Origin of the sequence: Peribacillus sp. B2I2 (genome assembly GCF_041261685.1) — a bacterium.
GTDB lineage: Bacteria > Bacillota > Bacilli > Bacillales > DSM-1321 > Peribacillus.
In genome coordinates this window covers 2,945,933-2,966,719 of the sequence record NZ_JBGCCB010000001.1, presented here as the reverse complement: position 1 = coordinate 2,966,719, position 20,787 = coordinate 2,945,933, and the positions used below count along the sequence as shown (strand labels likewise).

Below are 20,787 nucleotides of genomic sequence, written 5' to 3'. Positions count from 1 at the left end.
GATGATGGAGAACCTATTGGAAGTCAACGATTTACACATCACCTTCCATACTTATGCAGGAAAAGTGCAAGCAGTACGCGGCGTGAACTTTGAAGTGAAAAAAGGGGAAGCCGTTGCTATTGTTGGAGAGTCCGGATGCGGCAAAAGTGTTACTGCGAAATCCATCATGAGATTACTGGAAACACCTCCAGCAGAGTATGGAAAAGGGTCAATAAACTTTGGCGGCAAAGACCTTATTAAAATGAGTGAAAAGGAAATGCAGAAGATTCGCGGAAATGAAATCAGCATGATTTTCCAGGATCCAATGACTTCTCTCAATCCAACGACAAAAATCGGCAGCCAAATCATGGAAGGCATTTTAAAGCATAATAAAAATATGTCCCGAAAAGATGCATACGAACGGGCGTTGGAAACGCTTAAACTGGTAGGTATTCCTCAGCCGGAAAAAAGGATGCAGCAATATCCACATGAGTTTTCAGGTGGTATGCGCCAAAGGGCGATGATAGCAATGGCTCTAGCTTGTGAACCGAAATTATTAATCGCCGATGAACCTACAACGGCATTGGATGTAACGATACAAGCGCAAATTTTGGAACTGATGAAAGATATCCAACGCAGAATGGATACTTCCATCATTTTAATCACTCATGATTTAGGTGTGGTTGCGGAAACTTGCGAACGGGTAGTCGTCATGTATGCAGGTAAGGTTGTGGAGACTGGTACAGTAGAAGCTATATTTTCAAATCCACAGCATCCATATACAAGAGGCTTGCTTAAAACGGTGCCAAGGCTGGATATGGAAAAAACGGCACCGTTGGTTCCCATTATCGGATCACCGCCCGATTTATTGGATCCGCCAAAAGGATGCCCTTTTTATCCAAGATGTGAATCCGCAATGAAAGTGTGCAAAGACCATGATCCGGAACTTGAAGTAGTCGAAGTGGGACAGACAGCCGCATGCTGGCTACACCACCCAATGGCAAAAGCAACACAGGTACAAGCACCGACTAATGTATAAAGGAGGAGAACCAATGGTTTCACTAAAAAATAAGTCAGTAAAAGAAAAGACAGTCAACGAAAATTCTCCTCTTGTTGAAATTAAGAATTTGAAGAAATATTTTCCTGTTGGTTCTCAGTCGCTGAAAGCGGTAGATGGTTTGGATCTCAAAATCTACCCAGGGGAAACGGTCGGCCTTGTTGGGGAAAGCGGTTGTGGTAAATCGACTGCCGGTCGTACAATTACCCGACTTTATGAACCGACAGACGGAGAAGTTCTGTTTCAGGGGAAAAATATCTTCGATTACAAACCGGGGGAAATGTCACATATCCGCCGTGAAATACAGATGATTTTCCAAGATCCATACGCTTCCTTGAACCCAAGGATGAAGGTGGAGGAATTGATTGGGGAACCACTTGCCATTCATGGGATATCAAAAGGTAAAGAGAGAAAAAAACGGGTGGAAGACCTGTTGAAGCTGGTTGGTTTAAGTCCGGAACATATCACTCGTTTTCCGCATGAATTCAGCGGTGGACAACGCCAGCGTATTGGAATTGCAAGGGCGTTGGCTTTAAATCCTAAATTCATCGTATGTGATGAACCGATTTCTGCCTTGGATGTTTCGATACAAGCTCAAGTAGTGAACTTATTAAAAGAGCTACAAAAAGAAATGGGATTGACTTATTTATTCATCGCGCATGATTTATCGATGGTCAAGTATATTTCAGATCGCATTTTAGTCATGTACCTTGGAAGAATGATGGAACTTTCGGATAGTGATTCTTTAACGAAAGATCCGCTGCATCCTTACACGCAAGCTTTGCTTTCTGCAGTGCCGATTCCAGACCCCACTATTAAACGGGAAAGAATCGTACTTAAAGGCGATGTACCAAGTCCGATCAATCCGCCAAGTGGCTGTGTATTCCGCACTCGCTGCCCAAAAGCGATGGAGATATGCTCCAGTGCTGCACCTGAATGGAAAGAACAAAAACCGGGGCATTTCGTTGCTTGTCATTTATATTGGTAAATAAAAAAACCAGTTGCATTTGCGACTGGTCTTTTTTTACATATTTATGTAAAATATTTTAGATAGAAGCGATTATTTTTGCAGACTAAATTAATTATCAGTTTGTAAAAATAAATAACTAGGAATCTGAAAATAAAACAGATAAAATGTAATTATATGTAAAATTAAAAATCTGTTGAATATTTCAATTTTTGAGAGAAGGAGGAGACTGATATTGTATTCCACGATAACTAGTGAAATCGTCGATCGAGTCATGATTGTTACTCTTAATCGTCCTGAAAAAATGAATGCTTTCAATGAAAAGATGTGTGAGGAGATGATCCATGCTTTTGATGAAGCGGATGAAAATGATGACGTACGAGCCGTTATTATAACTGGCGCTGGGGATGCTTACTGTGCTGGAATGGATTTGGAAAAAGGGGCAGAAACCTTTATGGATCACACTCCTTTGGTTGAATACCGCGATGCAGGGGGGATGTTGTCATTACGAATTTTTGAGATGAAGAAACCTATGATAGCGGCCATTAATGGAGCGGCAATTGGGATTGGTATCACAATGACTTTGCCCATGGACATTAGAATCGCTTCAACAGATTCAAAAATGGGTTTTGTATTTGCGAGGCGAGGGATAACGATGGAAGCATGCAGCGGCTGGTTCTTGCCTAGGCTTGTCGGAATGGGTAAAGCTTCCGAATGGATTTTTACCGGCAGGATGATTTCGGCCAGTGAAGCATATGAGGGAAGGTTGGTAAACAAGATCGTCGAGCCGGATGAATTGATGTCTGCTGCAATGGAGATTGCATCAGACATTGCAGAAAATACATCTTCTGTCTCCGTGACGTTATCCCGGCAGTTAATGTGGACCATGCTCGGTGCTAACCATCCTGTTGAATCACATAAAATAGAATCGAAAATGATTCATTGGACCGGAAAACAAGCCGATGCACTAGAAGGGATTGAAGCGTTCTTGAAAAAAAGGAAAGCTGATTTCAAAATGAAAAGCAGCACCGATATGCCTCCGTTTTACCCATGGGGAACGGATCGAACATATGAAGTGGATAAGAAATAAGAAATGAATGGTAGTCAGGGAGCCTGTGGAAGTGAGTGATAATTTTTACTTTTCGGATAAATTAGGGTTTCCTTTCTTAGTGTGTTATACTGTGTTTACCATTTACTAAACTTGTTTCATGTTCCCCTATTCCCTGCGAATAGGGTTTTTTTATTTTTGCTTTTTAATCAAAAAAAAACAGACCCTACAAGTAGAGTCCGTTATATATTGTATTAAAATTATGCTTTTTGAACGTTAGTAGCTTGGGGTCCACGTTGACCTTGCTCAACTTCAAAAGTAACTTCTTGACCTTCGTCTAATGATTTGAATCCTTCGCTTTGGATAGCTGAGAAATGTACGAATACATCGTCTCCGTTTTCGCGTTCGATGAAGCCAAATCCTTTTTCTGCGTTAAACCATTTTACTTTACCTTGTTCCATTGTTGTTGCCTCCTAGTGTGAATCCACACATTGTGTTACTACCCTTGCTCAATCATTAGACGAAAAGTGTTTCACTTATCAATCTTCCCGAACAAAAATAATTCTTTTTAAATATAACAGATAATGTCGGAATCTGCAAGCAAACAAAGTAAGATTATTTATTGTGCATGGTGTTGTACAATTCTTAATACCCTTTTCTGTAATCAAGTAAATTAATTGAGGGGTGTTTACCATTTAGGTAATTCTCTAAATTCGGCATGAAAATATCCTGAATAAGCCGTTGGTCGTAATATTCCGTATTACCGGATGTGTGCGGCGTGATGATTACATTGTCCATCTCCCATAATGGGCTCTTCCCAGGAAGTGGCTCCGTTTCAAACACATCAAGTCCAGCACCAGCAATATCTTTGTCCTTGAGAGCTTGGACCAATTCGTTTTGAATAACGAGATTTCCCCTTCCTATATTAATGAAAAAAGCGGAAGGCTTCATTAGTCGGAATTCGTTTTTCCCGAACATATTCCGTGTTTCTGGGGTCAATGGTAATGTCACGACAATATAATCGCACTTAGGAAGGAGATCATTCAATTGATTTTGTGTGAACATCTCATCGACAAATTCTTCAGATTTACCGGAATGGCGCATTCCTAATACGGACATGCCAAAAGCCTTGGCAATTTTAGCTGTTTCCTTTCCGATTTTTCCAACACCGATGATCCCGATGGTCTTTTCATGAATTTCCTGCTTCATATTTGCGTGATGCCAAGTCTTCACCTGCTGTTGCTTAATATATGTATCTATTTTTCTTGTTAAAGCAAGCATTAACGCGAAAATGGTTTCTGAAATGGGATAGGCATGGACGCCATTTGCAGTTGTAATCTGCACGTTCTTTTGTTCCAAACTTTCCAGGGGTAAGGCATTCACTCCGGCACTCCATGTCTGGATCCATTTTACTTCGCTTGCATCGATGGATTCAGCCATTTCCGTTTTCCAGCCTGCGATCACTTCAGCATCGGCTAGATGATCCTTCCATATTTCCGAAGATCTTCCGGTGATGACAGTCCACTCGGGAACCAATTCTTTAATCTTCTGTAATAAGAGCACATTCAAGTTTTGGCTTATTATGAGTTTTCTTTTTGGCATAATTATCCTCCGTAATCATTTTTCTGAATTATACGTAAGTTTCAATAATTTTTCAATTGAGAAAGAGATTGGTTAACAATCTTGTTATAATACTGATAATTAATGGAATGGGGTGTAATCATGAACGTGAAAGACATATATGGACAGCTGCCTATTATAGAATCAAAACGTTTGGTTATGAGGAAAGTCACCATGAGTGATGCAGAAAACATGTTCGCGTATGCATCCAACAGTGAAGTTTCCCGCTACGTAACATGGGAAGCCCATCGTTCCCTAAGTGATACAAAGGATTTTATCAGATTCATCCTACAAAATTATGAGGATAAGAAAATCGCTCCATGGGGCATACAACACAAGGAAAGTGGTAAGTTGATTGGTACTATTGACTTTGTTTCATGGCAGGTTAATCATCATAGTGCCGAAATCGGGTATGTATTGGCACCCGAATATTGGGGGAGTGGCTTAATGACGGAGGCTGCCCAAAAGATAATTGCCTTTGGCTTCGAAAATATGAACCTGGTTCGAATACAAGCACGCTGCTTCGTTGAAAATTTTGGTTCAGAGCGAGTCATGCAAAAGGCGGGTATGTCTTTTGAGGGAATCATAAGAAAAGGAATGTTTGTTAAGGGAAAGCATCAAGACCTAAAGCTATACTCCATTATTAAATGATGGGTGTGAGGGCTTCCGGTAAAGGGAAAGTACAAAGGAGATTCTACATGGTGAATTCTTTTCATGAATATAGGAAAATCAAAAACAAACAATATGTGCAAATATTGAATTAAAAACTATACAAAACGTCTAATGTAAAAAGTCCGTTTGAAAAATATAATGAAACTATGAAATCGTGTTGAAATGGAGGGTTTCTTTAATGGCAGTTATCAATGATGTAGAAACGTTGAAAAATTATATCGGTGGCAAATGGGTGGATTCCTCAACATCGAAACATGAAGAAGTGCCAAATCCGGCAACAGGAGAAGCTTTGGCAATCGTACCCCTTTCCACAAGGGAAGATGTAAACCAAGCGGTTAAGGTTGCTAAAAATGCGTATAAAGAATGGAAAAAGGTGGCCGTGCCAAAAAGGGCGCGCTTCTTATTCCGTTACCAGCAATTATTGATAGAACACTGGGATGAACTGGCAAAGCTGGTCACGATTGAAAATGGAAAAAGCTATACAGAAGCATATGGTGAGGTTCAACGTGGGATTGAATGCGTGGAGTTCGCTGCAGGTGCGCCTACCTTAATGATGGGCAGTCAGCTTCCTGACATTTCTCCAGGCATTGAATCTGGCATGTACCGTTATCCAATGGGTGTCGTTGCCGGGATTACGCCGTTTAATTTCCCGATGATGGTGCCATGTTGGATGTTCCCGCTTGCAATAGCCTGTGGCAATACGTTTATTTTAAAACCTTCAGAACGGACACCGCTCTTAGCCAACCGTCTTGTAGAATTATTGACGGAAGCCGGTGTTCCGGATGGTGTCGTCAATATTGTCCATGGTGCCCATGATGTCGTGAACGGGATTTTGGAACATGAAGACATTAAAGCGGTATCTTTTGTAGGATCCCAGCCTGTCGCAGAGTATGTTTACAAAACGGCAGCTGCCAATAAAAAACGTGTCCAGGCTTTATCAGGAGCGAAAAACCATTCAATCGTCATGCCTGATGCAGACCTGGAAAATGCGGTAACGAACATAACCAATGCCGCTTTCGGTTCTGCAGGCGAGCGCTGCATGGCTGCATCGGTGGTAGTTGCAGTGGGAGAAGTGGGAGATTCGCTCGTTGAGAGATTAAAGGCTGCAGCGGATGACATCAAGATTGGAAATGGAATGGATAAGGGCGTTTTCCTTGGACCCGTGATCCGTGATACACATAAAAAGAGAACAGAACAATATATTGAAATTGGGGAAAAAGAAGGAGCTGTCCTCCTTCGTGATGGCAGGAATGAAGGCGATCAGGAAAATGGCTATTACGTTGGACCGACATTATTTGATCATGTAAATACAAACATGAAAATATGGAGTGATGAAATTTTTGCCCCTGTCTTATCCATAGTACGGGTTAATACCCTTGAAGAAGCAATCGATTTGACCAATCAATCCGAATTTGCCAATGGTGCCTGCCTCTATACGGATAGTGCAAAAGCCATCCGGGAATTTCGTGAAGAAATTGATGCAGGAATGCTTGGTATTAACCTTGGGGTACCCGCGCCAATGGCATTCTTTCCATTTTCCGGATATAAAAGTTCGTTTTATGGAGACCTTCATGCCAATGGAAAAGACGGAGTGGAATTTTACACTAGAAAGAAAATGTTAACGGCAAGATACTGATATGAAAAAGGGGTCGACGCAGTTTGTGGTCGGCCCTCCTTTATACATTATGATTGGGGGAGTGTGGCTTATGCAGGTTGAAAAACAGGGTCAGGATCTTAAGGCAATGGATGGCAAATATGTTTGGCATCATATGAAAGGGGCTGAACCCAACCCTGGGACAATGGTGGTCAAAAACGGGCAAGGAGCATGGATAACGGATGTTGATGGAAATCGCTACTTGGATGGGATGTCAGGGTTATGGTGTGTCAACGTGGGTTATGGTCGAACGGAACTGGCTGAAGCAGCTTACGAACAGTTGAAGGAACTTCCTTATGCCCCTTTAACGAACAGCCACATTCCGGCTATTAAGCTAGCAGAGAAGTTAAATGAATGGCTGGGTGGGGATTATGTGATTTTCTTCTCTAACAGCGGTTCAGAAGCAAATGAGACTGCTTTTAAAATTGCTCGGCAGTATCATCAGCAAAAAGGTGAACATGGACGTTATAAATTCATTTCCCGTTATCGCGGCTATCATGGAAATTCGATGGGAGCCCTGGCAGCTACCGGGCAGGCGCAGCGGAAGTATAAATATGAACCACTCGCCCTAGGATTTCTTCATGTATCACCGCCTGATTCTTACCGAAATCCAGAGGATGAAAGCGGCGAAAAAAGTGCGGCGGAAATTGACCGTACCATTACATGGGAGTTGAGCGAAACGGTGGCTGCGGTAATAATGGAACCTATCATCACAGGAGGCGGAGTTTTGATGCCACCTGATGGATATATGAAACGTGTGAAAGAAATTTGTGAGAAAAATGGCGTCCTTCTTATTTCGGATGAGGTCATTTGCGGGTTTGGCCGTACTGGGAAGAAATTCGGATTTATGAACTATGATGTAAAACCGGACATCGTAACAATGGCTAAAGGAATCACAAGCGCTTACCTGCCGTTATCCGCCACAGCCGTCAAACGTGAAATTTATGAAGCATACATCGGTACAGATGATTATGACCGCTTTCGTCATGTAAATACTTTTGGTGGCAATCCAGCTTCCTGTGCCCTTGCTTTGAAGAATATTGAAATATATGAAAATGAAAAACTTATAGAACGTTCTAAAGAGTTAGGGTTTCGCTTGCTGCAAGAATTTGAAGAAATCAAATCTCATCCTAATGTTGGCGATGTGCGTGGGAAAGGTTTGTTGGTAGGAATTGAACTGGTGGAAGATAAAGGGACAAAACAGCCGATCGAACTTTCCAAAATCAATAAAATGATTGCGTCATGCAAAGAAAAGGGGCTGATCATAGGTAAAAATGGTGATACGGTAGCGGGCTTCAATAATGTCCTGACCCTTGCTCCTCCACTTAGCATAACTGAAGAGGACTTCTTATTCATCGTAACGACAGTAAAGCGAGCGCTAACAGAACTATAAATATTACGAACCTCGGGAAATAATAGAATGAGTGGCCACAAATCAGATTTCTGAAAATTCAGTATTAAAGTGGATTTCTATATGTACCTATTAATATTCTCTTATACATTCGGTTTTGTTAATTAACAAAGATTGGATCCAGACTTTACTTTTTAATTGAGACTGCTGTGTTTCGTTTGAGCACCGTTCAGAACTTTGACCGGTGCTTTTATCTATTGTTAAATGATCCATATGGATGATGTGCATCCCATCAATAGTGAGAAAAACCTATCAGTGATCGCCCATCCACAAATTAGCTAATCACATAGGTTATTAATGAATATATTTTCCCCATGGAAATGAAATGAGAGATTTAGTGTAATGGAAAAAGGTTTAATTCCTCCTTTTCTTGGATGTTAAGGGCCTATATTGTATGAAAAAAACAAGAATATAGAGGTTAAGTAATCTATTATGAATTAAAGGGAACATATTGGAATCGTTTTCCTTGCTTAGTTATAGCGTATGTTTGAAAATGGAATGATAAGAGTGGTAGAAAATAAACCGATCTCATATCGTCAATATTCCGTCAGAAGAGGTGAGGGACATGAAAACTGAAGATATAACAAAAAAACTCACATTACATACCCCTGAAATTTTAGGGAGTGGGAATTTTTCAAAGTATGCCGTATTGGTACCCCTAATAGAGAAGGATGATGGAATACACGTTCTATTTGAAGAGCGTTCACACAAACTGAGGAGGCAGCCAGGGGATATCTGTTTTCCAGGCGGTAAAATAGACAAGTTGGACCATGATGAACAGGCGGCTGCACTAAGGGAGACATACGAGGAACTTAATTTAAATAAAGAAGATATCTATAATGTCTTTCCAATTGATTATTTGGTATCTCCTTTTGGCATGATTGTTTATCCTTATGCAGGATTTGTTCGTGACCATCAACGGATAATACCTAATCCAGCTGAGGTAGAAACCATTTTTACGGTCCCGCTATCCTTTTTCATGGAAAAACCGCCAGAGATATATCATGTGAAGTATAAAGTGGAACCACATGAAAACTTCCCCCATGATTTAATCTTTGGCGGAGAGAATTATAAATGGCAGCCAAAACAGATGGAAGAATATTTTTACTTATATAACGATCGTGTAATCTGGGGAATGACAGCAAAAATCCTTACCCATTTTATTGAAATTCTTCGTTAGACCCTTCTAAAGCACCTTTTTTTTTCGTTCGATTTCTATTAAACTTTATATATGGTAAAAGTTAGGTTTTAATAGAAGTGGGGAGATGAGTGGATGAAGAATAGTTTTGAAGTACTTGAAAAAGAACGGGCAATGGCAATGGCTGCGTTTGTGAACTTCAATGAAAACCGCGAATACTATGATGAATCCAAAGATCAGGAACTTAAGCGTGTATACTATCAAGATGATTCCTTGGACCGAGAAGGATTGAAGGACCTGCTTGTGACAACCCATAAAAACCAGCTGAACTACTCACCACATCGTCATGTTTACCCTTGGGTGGACTTACAGGAAAATGGCAAACTGAAAAGTCTGTATTCCGGTAAAGGAATGGATCCTGTGGAAGTCATTGAGGAAGATATCCGTATACTTGAAGTGTTGTCAAGAGGCATTGAATCAACAAAGATGGACAACATGCTCGTTAATTGTGAACATGTCGTACCTCAATCATGGTTCAATAAAAAAGAACCGATGAGGGGAGATTTGCACCATCTGTTCGCTTGTGAACCAACTTGTAACAGCAGCCGGAGTAACTTTTCATACTATGATTTTGAGGATTATATCCCAGAAGCATCGGCTGCCGGTATAAAGGCGGGTTGCGGGAAATCTGATGAAGGTAAATTCGAACCTGAATATGGAAAAGGTATCGTAGCGAGAGCTACCATGTATTTTTTATTAAGATATGAGGGAATCATCGATAGCGGCAAAGTTAACCTGACACTGCTTTTGGAATGGCACCGGCTTTTTCCGGTCAGCATTTATGAAAAACATAGAAACCAGGCTATACATGAAATTCAGGGTAATCGAAACCCATTTATAGATTTTCCGGAAATGGCGGAGAAATGGAATTAAAGAAGGATTTATAAAAAAGGGATTGAAGCTGTGGTAAAAGCTTCAATCCTTTTTTAATTATAGAACTAAAGGAATTTTACACAAACAGGGAAGGGAACTTGAACATCTTTTTGCAACAATGTTAATTTTCCGTCCTGTTCATTCCGTGCAAATAGTGTCAGGTTTCCTGATTGTTCATTAGAAGCGATCAGGAATTTTCCGCTTGGGTCCAATGAAAAATCACGTGGCCAATGTCCTTCGGTAGAAACCAGTTCCACGAATGCCAGTTTGCCTGTTTCTTGATTGATTTGGTAAACGGCAATACTATCATGTCCGCGGTTTGCGGCATAAATGAATTCCCCGTCATCAGAAATATGAATGGCGCTTCCTTGGTTATTTTCCTTGAAATCTTCCGGAACGGTCCGAACCGTTTGCAATTCAGAAAAGCTTCCCGATAGACTATCGAAGCTCAAAACAATGACTTCCGGTACAAGTTCTGCCATGACATACGCAAATTTTCCGTTTGGGTGGAAGGTCAAATGCCGCGGTCCGCTGCCGGGAGCAACAGATAAACTGTTTACTTCTTCCAAAACCCCATTATGTATTTTATAGGTTATTACTTTATCTATTCCGAGGTCGACTACAGCAATGAACCTTTCATCCGGTGTGAAACCAGCGAAGTGAGTGTGTGCTTTTTCCTGACGTTCTTCATTCGGTCCTTGACCCTCATGTTGAATGGTGGATGATACTGGCAAAGGGGTCGCATTGTCATGAAGCGGATATGATTCAATCAGGCCATCTCCATAACTGGAAGTGATCAAGACCTGTTTCTTGCTGTCGACACTTATATGGCAGGAAGAGCCATTCGGTGTCAATTGTTGGCCCAAGAAGGTAAGTTCACCCGATTCTTCATTAATCGAATAGGAAGAAACTCCACCGCTGCCCGCTTCTTTTAAAATGGCGTAGAGATTCTTTTTGTCCTGGCTGATGGCGACATAAGTCGGATCGGTTAATTCTGCTGCAAGAACCGGTGTACTGAGTTTTCCTTCTGCTGTATCTAAAGTAAAGCGATAAATACCTTTGCTGTTTCCTTTTGTGTAAGTGCCAATATATCCAATGATGGTCTGTTGATCATGTTTTGCCATATTTATCTCCTCCAAGAAAGATTTGTGTTTTTTTTTATTTTAACATAGATGATACCGATTATATCCTTTTCCCGATTTAAGTTGAGTTATAACATTATTCATATAGAAATTTTGGGGGTGAATGGGAAAAACCCCCGGGTAGGGGGTCAAAGTAGATTGAACTTATCGGCAGGCGTAACGGCTTCAATAGGAATATGCCTAAACTCAGAAACGGAAAATAAGCCCTGATCCGTCAGTTTAATTTCCGGGATGACAGGTAACGCCAAGAACGCAAGTGTAAGGAAAGGGTTGAAATGCCTGTTGGCACCGAGTTTCAAAAGGGCTTCATCGATTCGTTTCAATGAATGAACCACATCCATATATGTGCATTCACTCATCAATCCAGCTATTGGAAGGGGAAGGGAAGCTAGTATTTTCCCATTTTGGATTACGGCCAATCCACCCTGCATCTTTTTGATTTCCTTTGCTGCCCTTAGCATATCTTGGTCATTCGTGCCGGCAATGATTAAATTATGTGAATCATGGGCTACTGTAGTGGCAATTGCGCCTGATTTCAAACCAAGCCCTTTGACGATTCCAAGACCTAATTGTTTGGTCATATGATGCCGTTCAATAACTGCTAGTTTTATATGATCAACATGTTCAGAGAACTGGAATAGACCATCACGATTAAGTGTAACCGGTTCAATCGAATGCTTTGTAATCAAACTGTTTGGAGTAATCTCAATAATATTAGCAAGATTATTTTTAAAAGGTATCGCCAAATCATCTTCCGTTATTTCATGAAATTTAACGGAGTGCTTCAAACCGTCGTCAATAACCTGTTCCTTTTCAGGAAAGTTCAGTAATCGATTATTTTGGACCATAGGTTTTCCCTCTTTAAAGACCGAATGGATGATGATTGTATCGAGATCGTCTAATAGAAGGAAGTCTGCCTTGTATCCGGGTGCTATAGCACCGTGTTCCTTTAAACCAAAACATTCTGCAGCATTGATGGTCGCCATTTGAATCGCGGTAATTGGTGGGATACCATTTTCTATGGAAAGTCGAACGTTGTGATCGATACTTCCTTCAGAAACAATATCATCGAGGTGCCGGTCATCGGTGACGAATAAACAACGGCGGGAGTTCAGCTCATTAATGGCTGGAACCAGGTTTAATAAATCTTTGGCAACAGTACCTTCCCTGATCATAAGATACATTCCTTTTCGCAGTCTTTCTTTTGCCTCTTCCGCTGTTGTGCATTCATGATCCGTTTTAATGCCGGCACTCATATAAACATTGAGCTGTTGTTCGGATAATCCAGCTGCATGGCCATCTATGCTTTTGCCTAGTCTATTTGCATCGTATAATTTTTGCAGCATATCATCCTCCGTATGTGAAACAGCCGGGAAATTCATAACTTCGGCTAAACCAAGCACTTTCGGGTTTTGATAAAATGAATTTAGATCTTCACTTCTTAAGACAGCGCCAGAATGTTCAAACTCCGTAGCAGGTACACAAGATGGCATCATGAAGTAGAAGTCAAAAGGAAGTTGGCCGGATTGTTCAATCATATAATGAATGCCCTTTTTACCGGAAACATTGGCTATTTCATGAGGATCCGCAACGATGCTGGTCACACCATGTAAAAGGAGGATTTTTGCGAGTTCAGAAGGCCTGACCATCGAAGATTCAATGTGGACATGGCCATCAATGAATGAAGGGGATACGAATTTTCCAGCAGCATCAATTTCTGAAATACCCTCATAACTCCCAATGCCAGCAATAAAACCATCGACAATGGCAATATCGCCTGAATAGGTATCACCATTGAATACATCTATAATTTGCCCGTTTTTAATGACGCAGTCTGCAGGCGTTTTGCCTGCGGCGACGTCTATTCTCCTTTTAAGCAAGTTTTTTTTCATATTCGTAACCCCTTTGGCAAAGATATAACATATTAATATTTTACTTTTTCAATATGGGTCTCCCATGTCCGGAATGGTAAATCGTGGTCATTGAAAGACATTTGTTCCATTTTAATAGTGCGGTTTTTCATTGGCAGGGCAAGTTCTTGGTATATAAAGTGATCATCAAAACCAATAAGTGCAGCGTCTTCTTTAGTGCATGAGTAATAAATGGCTTTTGGACGTGCCCAATAAATGGCACCGATGCACATTGGACAAGGTTCGCAGCTAGTGTATATTTCACAATCTGTAAGCTGGAAGCTATTGAGATTCCTGCATGCATCACGTATCGCCTGTACTTCGGCGTGAGCTGTGGGATCGTTGGCTGTTGTCACATTATTACATCCTCTTCCTACAACTTTGCCGTCTTTTACGATTATAGCACCGAAAGGTCCACCTTTCTTTGCCAATACATTTTCATTTGCTAGCCGAACGGCCATCTCCATGAATTTTACATCCACTAAAAAAACACCCCTTCATTTATTAATAAACCAATTGTGTTGATGTTACGTTTTTTAACGTAAATATAATAAATAATATACCATATATAGACAAAAATTGAATATAATTTTCTGAAAATAAAGAAAAATCATTATATGTTAGGATATATGACGTTAGAATCAGGAACGATTTGAAAGAATTTTTACAAATAATGATAAAACTGATATTGTTAGAAGAAAATCATAGGATTATGAAGGTGAGATGTATGGGATTTTTGGGCGTTCTTTTACCGATATTCGGTATTTTTGTTTTAGGGTACGTCGGTCAGAAAAAGTTTAAACTTGATACGAAATCGATTTCCACGATGGCATTATATTTAATGTCACCTTTTCTTGTGTTCCGAACTTTTTATTCCGCAGAATTTACGATTGATTATTTTTATCTGTTCCTTTTCACGATAGTACTCTGTCTTTCTCTCATACTGGTAGTCTATATCATATCGTTTTTCCGTAATTATTCAGTTACCGAAACAAGCGGCATGATATTGGCATCGGCATTCATGAATAACGGGAATTACGGAACACCAGTCATTTTCCTGTTATTCGGTGCAGCAGGACTCGATTATGCGATCATCCTGATGGTGGGTCAGCAGTTAGTCATGTGCACCATTGGCATCTATTTCGCAGCGAAGGGCAGCCCGGAAGGTAACGGAGTCCAAACAGCGCTTAAAGCAGTATTCAGGATGCCAATCGTGTATGGAGCTATTGCAGGTACGGTTTTTCAGTTTGTGAAAATTCCATTAAGCAATTCGGTTATGGAAGCTATTAACCTTGTTGCAAATGCAGCAATCCCAACAATTATGATTACACTCGGAATGCAGCTAGCCAACATTTCACTGAGAAAAATTGCCTATCGTAAGCTATCAGTTTCACTTCTTCTTAAACTTGCTGTTTCGCCAGCCATTGCATTCCTGTTATCACTTGCCTTACCAGTGGATGAAATGGTCAGGCATATCATGATTATCGTAGCTGCCATGCCAACGGCGGCCAACACTACGATGTATGCGCTCCAATTCAATACAGAACCTGAATTCGTCTCAAGTGCTACGTTCATTAGTACTTCATTAAGCTTGATTACGCTTCCGATCATCTTTTTCTTTGTATTATAGAAGATTATCATTCTGATTATGCGGGCAAACTTAATATATACACGAGGCGGAGAATTCCTTACAAATGCGCAGGGATCCGGATTACATGCGTTGCCCTTGATGATCAAGTTTAGGCAAATTCCACTTATAGTGAGCAGGTGGAGTAATGGTTATCATACGCGTCTAGGTTAAGGAACGAAATGATGGCTTTGGATTCCATTTGGATTTATGGGTTAATTAGGAACGGACTTATAGCAGTTTCATTTAATATTGATCAAAGGGTGAGCTTGCTTTTTTTATTTTTCATTAAACTGGCATATACTTTTTAAATGTCATTTTATTAAATTGGAGGGATTTTGTGATCCAGACTAAAATTAAACTAACTAATCCTGAAAAGATTGAAGCCATTTTGAAGGAGATCGTTCAGAAATCCTATCAAGAAGCACTAGAAGAAAAACTCTTGCTATGCATGGAGTGTGGAGATGTGGATTTTTTTATCGCGTATTCAAATAATGAGGAACTTCAAGATGCGATTAATGAAAACTTTGTAATTGATGAATGTGGCGAAATCATGAAATTAGATGAACATCAGGAACTTATGGATGATTTATACGAGTATTTTTTGATCATACATAAGGAAAGTGATTTGTTTGATTTTTATCCAGCAGGTCCATATACTGTGGGTGGGGAAAGCCGGGAATCGGATACGGATATGCTGGCGCCTAGTGGCTTATTTTCAGCACCATTTGAAGATGCTATAAAAGAATGAATGTAAAAGACAGCTTTTGCTGTCTTTTTTTTGTTCGTTCTATAATTGCTAATTCATATCAGGCATTTTGCTTACGGGAAATAAATCCCTTTTTACAAAAATAGGAACCGTTTAGGGGAGATCGATTTAAATATGTGGGTTTTATGGAATATAGCAATAGTATCATAAAATATGTTATTGTTTTTAACAATTTAAAGTTTATATGGTAATTTTAAGTAATATTATATATAATGAATAATGTGAATATTGAATATATTTTTTTATATTACTAGTCTAAAATAATAAAAAAAATAACCTTATATTGGGAAATAATAAATGGAGAAAGGATTATACATATAGAAATGATTCGATTTAAGAGAATGCTATATTATGCATTCAGAATTCTGATTATTATCAATTTTCAGACCAAAAGATTGATTATGGGCAGGGAGGCTAATTATGATTGTTTTTGACCGGGTGAATAAGTATTTTGGTGATTTCCATGTATTGAAGGATATTAATCTTACTATTAATAAAGGGGAGGTGGTAGTAGTCATCGGACCGTCAGGATCAGGGAAAAGTACCCTGCTTCGATGCATTAATCGTCTTGAGACCATTTCGGAAGGCTCCCTTTCCGTTAATGGTTTAAATGTAGCGGATAGAAAAACGGACATAAACAAACTGCGTCGGAATATCGGTATGGTTTTCCAGCATTTTCACTTATATCCTCATAAAACTGTGCTCGAGAACATCATGCTTGCACCCAGGAAGGTTTTAGGACAATCAGAAGAGGAAGCGAAAAAGATTGCGCAAAAGTATCTGGAGAAAGTAGGGATTGGAGATAAGGCGAATTCATTTCCTTCCCAGCTTTCGGGTGGACAGCAGCAAAGGGTAGCGATTGCCAGAGGTTTGGCAATGGGGCCTGAAATCATGCTATTTGATGAACCTACCTCAGCCTTGGATCCAGAAATGATTGGCGAGGTACTGGATGTTATGAAAGCACTTGCCCATGAAGGAATGACGATGGTGGTTGTCACGCACGAAATGGGATTTGCCCGTGAAGTAGCGGATCGAATCGTATTCATGGACGAAGGCAGGGTTTTAGAAGAGGCATCACCGGCTGAGTTTTACGCCAATCCTCGTGAAGAGAGGGCTCGTTTATTTCTTAGCCGTATATTAAATCATTAAATAAAAAACAGGGGTGATTAACATGTTGAAGAAAAAGAAATGGTTGAAATTATCTTTGCTATCTTTATTGGCTGTCATTTTATTGGCTGGATGCGGCGGGGGAGAAGATTCAGGCAAAGATAAAGAGGGTGGCGGTAAAGACAAAGAAAACGGATGTTCTTGCACAAGTGAAGGATAAGGATAAGATTGTTTTTGGGGTAAAAAATGATACAAGGCTATTTGGATTGAAAAATCCTAGTACTGGAGATGTAGAAGGATTTGATATTGATATCGCCAAAGCTCTTGCAGCAGAAATCCTAGGTGATGAGAATAAAGTTGAATTTAAAGAAGTGACTTCTAAAACAAGGATGGCCTTATTGAATAATGGTGATATCGATGCGATTGTAGCGACCATGACAATCACGGAAGATCGTAAAAAAGAAGTTGACTTCACCGATGTTTACTTTGATGCCGGACAATCCCTGCTAGTCAAAAAAGGCAGCGATATCAAGGGTATTGATAGTTTAAAAGGGAAAAAGGTATTGGCTGTTAAGGGCTCTACTTCTTCCATAAATATCCGTGAAAAGGCTCCTGACGCACAAGTTCTTGAATTTGAAAACTATTCCGAAGCGTTCGCTGCACTTAAATCTGGGCAAGGGGATGCATTGACTACGGATGATTCAATCCTTTATGGTATGGCTGACGAGGATCCAAATTATGAGCTTGTTGGCGGAACATTTACAGACGAGCCTTATGGCATTGCTGTGAAAAAAGGAAATGCTGAGTTTGTTGACGAATTGAATAAAGCCCTTAAGTCACTTAAAGATTCAGGCAAGTACGATGAAATCCATGATAAATGGATTAAACATTAATCATTACCAAATGTAAGGGAAATGACCTTAATTAACATTTGAACATTTGTCTTGTGAGGATGAGCTTTTTGCTCATCCTTACTAGTTAAAGGAGTGTATGCCGTGCTTGATTTCTCCATTTTAACAGAGAATCTGGATATGTATTTATTAGGCTTTAAAAATACGATCATGTCGAGTTTAATCGCATTGGTAGCGAGTTTGCTCCTGGGTGTGCTTGTTGCTATCATGCGGATTGCCCCGATAAAGCCTCTAAACTGGCTTGGAACCGCCTATGTTGAGTTCATTCGGAACATACCTTTATTGATTATTACCTTTTTCTTCTTTCTGGGCCTTAAACTAAGTGGACTATACGCAGGAACATTAGCCCTGACCATTTACACTTCATCTTTCATAGCTGAGGCAATTCGGGCAGGCATTCTTTCTGTGCCAAAGGGTCAAATGGAAGCTGCCCGTTCTTCAGGACTGACATATGGGCAGGCAATGAGGCTCGTCATATTGCCACAGGCAGTTAAAATAGTCATTCCTCCTCTAGGAAACCAATTTATCAATCTAGTTAAGAATTCTTCCATTTTAGCCGTCGTTGCAGGACTGGATCTCATGTACCATGGGGATTTGATTTCTTCAAGTACATTTGTCGTGTTTGATGTATACATTTTCGTTGCAGCGTTTTACTTAATTCTTACCATTCCTTTAAGTCTTGGCGTTGGTTATTTGGAAAAACGTCTGGCAAAGAGTAATTGAGGGAGGTATAAGATATGGATTTTGCAGGTGCCTATACACCGGATAATCTTAAGTTTTTATTAGAAGGATTTTGGGTAACGCTCCAGGTAGCTTTTATATCCATTATTCTAAGTTTCATCATTGGCGGGCTTGTGGGCATAATCCGTTACGCAAAGGTACCGGTGCTATCTCAAATATTAGCCATGATTGTAGAAACGGTACGTAATTTACCGTTGTTATTAATTATATTTTTTACGTATTTTGCTTTACCTGAGGTACGCATTAAACTGGAAATCATTCCAGCGGCCATCGTTGCATTGACAATTTTCGAGTCGGCCATGCTATCTGAAGTAATTCGAAGTGGGCTAAAATCTGTAGATAAAGGGCAAATGGAAGCCGCTCGTTCATCAGGCTTGAGTTATACACAGGCATTGATACATATTATTTTGCCCCAAGCTCTCCGCCGCATGGTTCCTCCTATTGTCAGCCAATTCATATCATTATTAAAGGATACTTCATTAGCGGTTGTCATCTCGTTACCGGAGCTAACTCATCATGGTCAAATTATATATGGGCAAAGTCAAAAGTATTTAATACCTATTTTGATCCTGGTGGCGCTCATGTATTTCATTGTAAACTTTAGTCTGTCTTTGGTAGCCCAGAGACTTGAATTGAAACGAACCTAAAAAAAACGACTCAGAAATGAGTCGTTTCAGTTTGTCTGCAATTTTTTTATGGTTTGTGCAATTTGGACCTTGATTGGAACTTAAGGCACTCGCTTTCCGCGGGCGGTCAGGGAGCCTCCTCGGCTTGCGCCTGCGGGGTTAATCCCTAAACGGGTTTTCCCGCAGGATTCTCGCCCCTTCCGTTCCAATTTTAAATTTGTTTTTCTTTTAAATTGAATGCGAATAACCCTAAAAAACTGAATACAGACAATAGGATTTGCCGGTCTCGGTTTGTAGACAACTTAGGGTTCGGAATGGTCTCATCCCGAATAGCTGTCACGATTTTACCGTGGGAATGATTACCATCATTTCAAAACAAGATTTGGTTATACTTCATGATTATTTATTCATTTATATGTGATGAAACGAAGTTTTCGCCACTCCTGCCGAATAACTGGCTGGCCGAAACCCCACATGAGAGAGGCTTGGCAGACAGTCGGCGGAAAGGGAACGGATTTCTGAAAACTTTTTTTAACTGCAGACAAACTCAATTTTTTCGAGTTTGTCTACTATCTGAAACGACTCTAAATGAGTCGTTTTTTACATGCATGGATTGGACCAAGTGTATGAAATTCACCGGCAGGAGAGCATGGAATATTAGTGATGAATGAGTAACAAATAATGAATCTTTTCCTTTTAATGACCGTATATATAAGGGGAAGAGAGAAGGTGGAAAATATGTCTGAAATTAAACAAAGCAATAGCAAAGCGATTGTATCATTAATCATGGGGGTATTATCCCTGCTTATTCCATTCATCGGCATCGTATTAGGTATACTAGGTTTAATATTTGCAGCGAAGAGTAAACAAGAAATGAAACTTACTGGTGAAACCGGTAATGGATTGGTGACAGCTGGTAAAGTGTGCAGCATTATTGGAATAATCTTGAATGTTATCGTGATTTTGATTTTCCTGGTGTTTTCTTATTTTGTAGTAAGTACGGACATAACAACCTATTGAATGTAAAAATAAGCTTGACAAACAAAGAAATGTAAATAAACCTATTTTTTTTTATGGGATTTCATGTTATAATTAACTTAAAATCCTAAAAATTGTATGAAGGGATGATATTTTGACCATTCAAATCTTTGAGTATCCAGCTGTATTCTATTATGAAAAACACCCGTTGATTATCGACTCTTTTTCCGTTCAAGTTTGTTTCCCGGATTTTAGGCGAGAAGGAATTATTTCTTCCGTTAGCGGTAGGAATCGGGTAGATGCCTTAGCTTGTGCTCAAGAACTGTTGGAATCCATGGTCGAACATTTTATTTTCGATAAAAAAACAATACCGGATGCGAGTGAAATGGAAAAGGTAAATCTAGATAGGGGAATTAATATATGTGAGGCTGCACCCTTCAGGATTGAAATAGAAAATATCACATATGAAAAATAAAAAAACCTTGCCGGGTAGGGGA

20 protein-coding genes and 1 pseudogene are annotated in these 20,787 nt (G+C 39.9%); 16 read left to right on the top strand and 5 right to left on the bottom strand.

The features are described 5' to 3' along the window. Positions 1–4 precede the first annotated feature (4 nt). The 3 genes from ABIE66_RS14640 (at position 5) to ABIE66_RS14630 (ending at position 3,093) form a co-directional block, all read left to right on the top strand. Positions 5–1,018, top strand: coding sequence for an ABC transporter ATP-binding protein (locus ABIE66_RS14640; protein ID WP_289325244.1), 1,014 nt, complete (start codon positions 5–7; stop codon positions 1,016–1,018). 13 nt (positions 1,019–1,031) lie between these two features. Then, the gene (locus ABIE66_RS14635) at positions 1,032–2,024 is read left to right on the top strand and encodes an ABC transporter ATP-binding protein (protein WP_289316234.1); all 993 of its coding nucleotides are present in this window, start codon (positions 1,032–1,034) and stop codon (positions 2,022–2,024) included. 214 nt (positions 2,025–2,238) lie between these two features. Beyond that, positions 2,239–3,093, top strand: a complete 855-nt coding sequence (locus ABIE66_RS14630; RefSeq protein WP_370015231.1) for a crotonase/enoyl-CoA hydratase family protein — start codon at positions 2,239–2,241, stop codon at positions 3,091–3,093. 218 nt (positions 3,094–3,311) lie between these two features. Here ABIE66_RS14630 and ABIE66_RS14625 read toward each other — a convergent pair whose 3' ends face one another. Beyond that, the gene (locus ABIE66_RS14625; RefSeq protein ID WP_029714163.1) at positions 3,312–3,512 is read right to left on the bottom strand and encodes a cold-shock protein; all 201 of its coding nucleotides are present in this window, start codon (positions 3,510–3,512) and stop codon (positions 3,312–3,314) included. Between the two features lie 184 nt (positions 3,513–3,696). Further along, the gene (locus ABIE66_RS14620) at positions 3,697–4,653 is read right to left on the bottom strand and encodes a D-2-hydroxyacid dehydrogenase (RefSeq protein ID WP_370015230.1); all 957 of its coding nucleotides are present in this window, start codon (positions 4,651–4,653) and stop codon (positions 3,697–3,699) included. 120 nt (positions 4,654–4,773) lie between these two features. On the opposite strand from ABIE66_RS14620, the gene ABIE66_RS14615 reads away from it, so the two are divergent. The 5 genes from ABIE66_RS14615 to ABIE66_RS14595 all read left to right on the top strand — a co-directional run bounded on the left by ABIE66_RS14615 (position 4,774) and on the right by ABIE66_RS14595 (position 10,479). Next, complete coding sequence (locus tag ABIE66_RS14615; RefSeq protein ID WP_370015229.1) at positions 4,774–5,322, top strand: GNAT family N-acetyltransferase; 549 nt, start codon at positions 4,774–4,776, stop codon at positions 5,320–5,322. A 199-nt stretch (positions 5,323–5,521) separates the two neighbouring features. Next, on the top strand, positions 5,522–6,979 hold the full coding sequence (locus tag ABIE66_RS14610) for a CoA-acylating methylmalonate-semialdehyde dehydrogenase (RefSeq protein WP_289325240.1): 1,458 nt from the start codon (positions 5,522–5,524) through the stop codon (positions 6,977–6,979). 70 nt (positions 6,980–7,049) lie between these two features. Further along, the gene (locus ABIE66_RS14605) at positions 7,050–8,390 is read left to right on the top strand and encodes an aspartate aminotransferase family protein (protein ID WP_370015228.1); all 1,341 of its coding nucleotides are present in this window, start codon (positions 7,050–7,052) and stop codon (positions 8,388–8,390) included. A 583-nt stretch (positions 8,391–8,973) separates the two neighbouring features. Then, entirely contained in the window at positions 8,974–9,588 is a 615-nt protein-coding gene (locus ABIE66_RS14600) for an NUDIX hydrolase (protein ID WP_370015227.1), read from the top strand. Positions 9,589–9,681: 93 nt separating this feature from the next. After that, complete coding sequence (locus ABIE66_RS14595) at positions 9,682–10,479, top strand: endonuclease I family protein (RefSeq protein ID WP_370015225.1); 798 nt, start codon at positions 9,682–9,684, stop codon at positions 10,477–10,479. 65 nt (positions 10,480–10,544) lie between these two features. Here ABIE66_RS14595 and ABIE66_RS14590 read toward each other — a convergent pair whose 3' ends face one another. From ABIE66_RS14590 to ABIE66_RS14580, 3 genes are all read right to left on the bottom strand, one after another. Continuing rightward, positions 10,545–11,603, bottom strand: a complete 1,059-nt coding sequence (locus ABIE66_RS14590; protein WP_370015224.1) for a lactonase family protein — start codon at positions 11,601–11,603, stop codon at positions 10,545–10,547. 146 nt (positions 11,604–11,749) lie between these two features. Further along, positions 11,750–13,513 (bottom strand): adenine deaminase, encoded by a 1,764-nt coding sequence (gene ade, locus ABIE66_RS14585; RefSeq protein ID WP_370015223.1) that lies wholly within the window; start codon positions 13,511–13,513, stop codon positions 11,750–11,752. A 32-nt stretch (positions 13,514–13,545) separates the two neighbouring features. Next, positions 13,546–13,998: a nucleoside deaminase gene (locus ABIE66_RS14580; RefSeq protein WP_370017049.1), complete on the bottom strand. Its 453-nt coding sequence runs from the start codon at positions 13,996–13,998 to the stop codon at positions 13,546–13,548. A gap of 260 nt (positions 13,999–14,258) precedes the next feature. Here ABIE66_RS14580 and ABIE66_RS14575 point away from each other — a divergent pair, with 260 nt between their 5' ends. From ABIE66_RS14575 to ABIE66_RS14540, 8 genes and pseudogenes are all read left to right on the top strand, one after another. Further along, positions 14,259–15,161 carry an AEC family transporter gene (locus ABIE66_RS14575; RefSeq protein ID WP_370015222.1) on the top strand — a complete coding sequence of 301 codons (903 nt, stop codon included), beginning with the start codon at positions 14,259–14,261 and terminating at the stop codon, positions 15,159–15,161. 337 nt (positions 15,162–15,498) lie between these two features. Further along, the gene (locus ABIE66_RS14570) at positions 15,499–15,909 is read left to right on the top strand and encodes a hypothetical protein (protein ID WP_289325234.1); all 411 of its coding nucleotides are present in this window, start codon (positions 15,499–15,501) and stop codon (positions 15,907–15,909) included. Positions 15,910–16,347: 438 nt separating this feature from the next. After that, the gene (locus tag ABIE66_RS14565; protein WP_289316246.1) at positions 16,348–17,076 is read left to right on the top strand and encodes an amino acid ABC transporter ATP-binding protein; all 729 of its coding nucleotides are present in this window, start codon (positions 16,348–16,350) and stop codon (positions 17,074–17,076) included. 22 nt (positions 17,077–17,098) lie between these two features. Next, a pseudogene (locus ABIE66_RS14560) lies at positions 17,099–17,927 on the top strand (transporter substrate-binding domain-containing protein). A gap of 102 nt (positions 17,928–18,029) precedes the next feature. Then, positions 18,030–18,668, top strand: coding sequence for an amino acid ABC transporter permease (locus ABIE66_RS14555; RefSeq protein WP_370015221.1), 639 nt, complete (start codon positions 18,030–18,032; stop codon positions 18,666–18,668). Between the two features lie 14 nt (positions 18,669–18,682). Further along, positions 18,683–19,333 (top strand): amino acid ABC transporter permease, encoded by a 651-nt coding sequence (locus tag ABIE66_RS14550; protein ID WP_289325231.1) that lies wholly within the window; start codon positions 18,683–18,685, stop codon positions 19,331–19,333. A 717-nt stretch (positions 19,334–20,050) separates the two neighbouring features. Further along, positions 20,051–20,332 (top strand): DUF4190 domain-containing protein, encoded by a 282-nt coding sequence (locus ABIE66_RS14545; RefSeq protein ID WP_289325230.1) that lies wholly within the window; start codon positions 20,051–20,053, stop codon positions 20,330–20,332. Between the two features lie 112 nt (positions 20,333–20,444). After that, positions 20,445–20,765 (top strand): type II toxin-antitoxin system HicB family antitoxin, encoded by a 321-nt coding sequence (locus tag ABIE66_RS14540; protein WP_370015220.1) that lies wholly within the window; start codon positions 20,445–20,447, stop codon positions 20,763–20,765. The last annotated feature ends 22 nt before the right edge of the window (positions 20,766–20,787 follow it).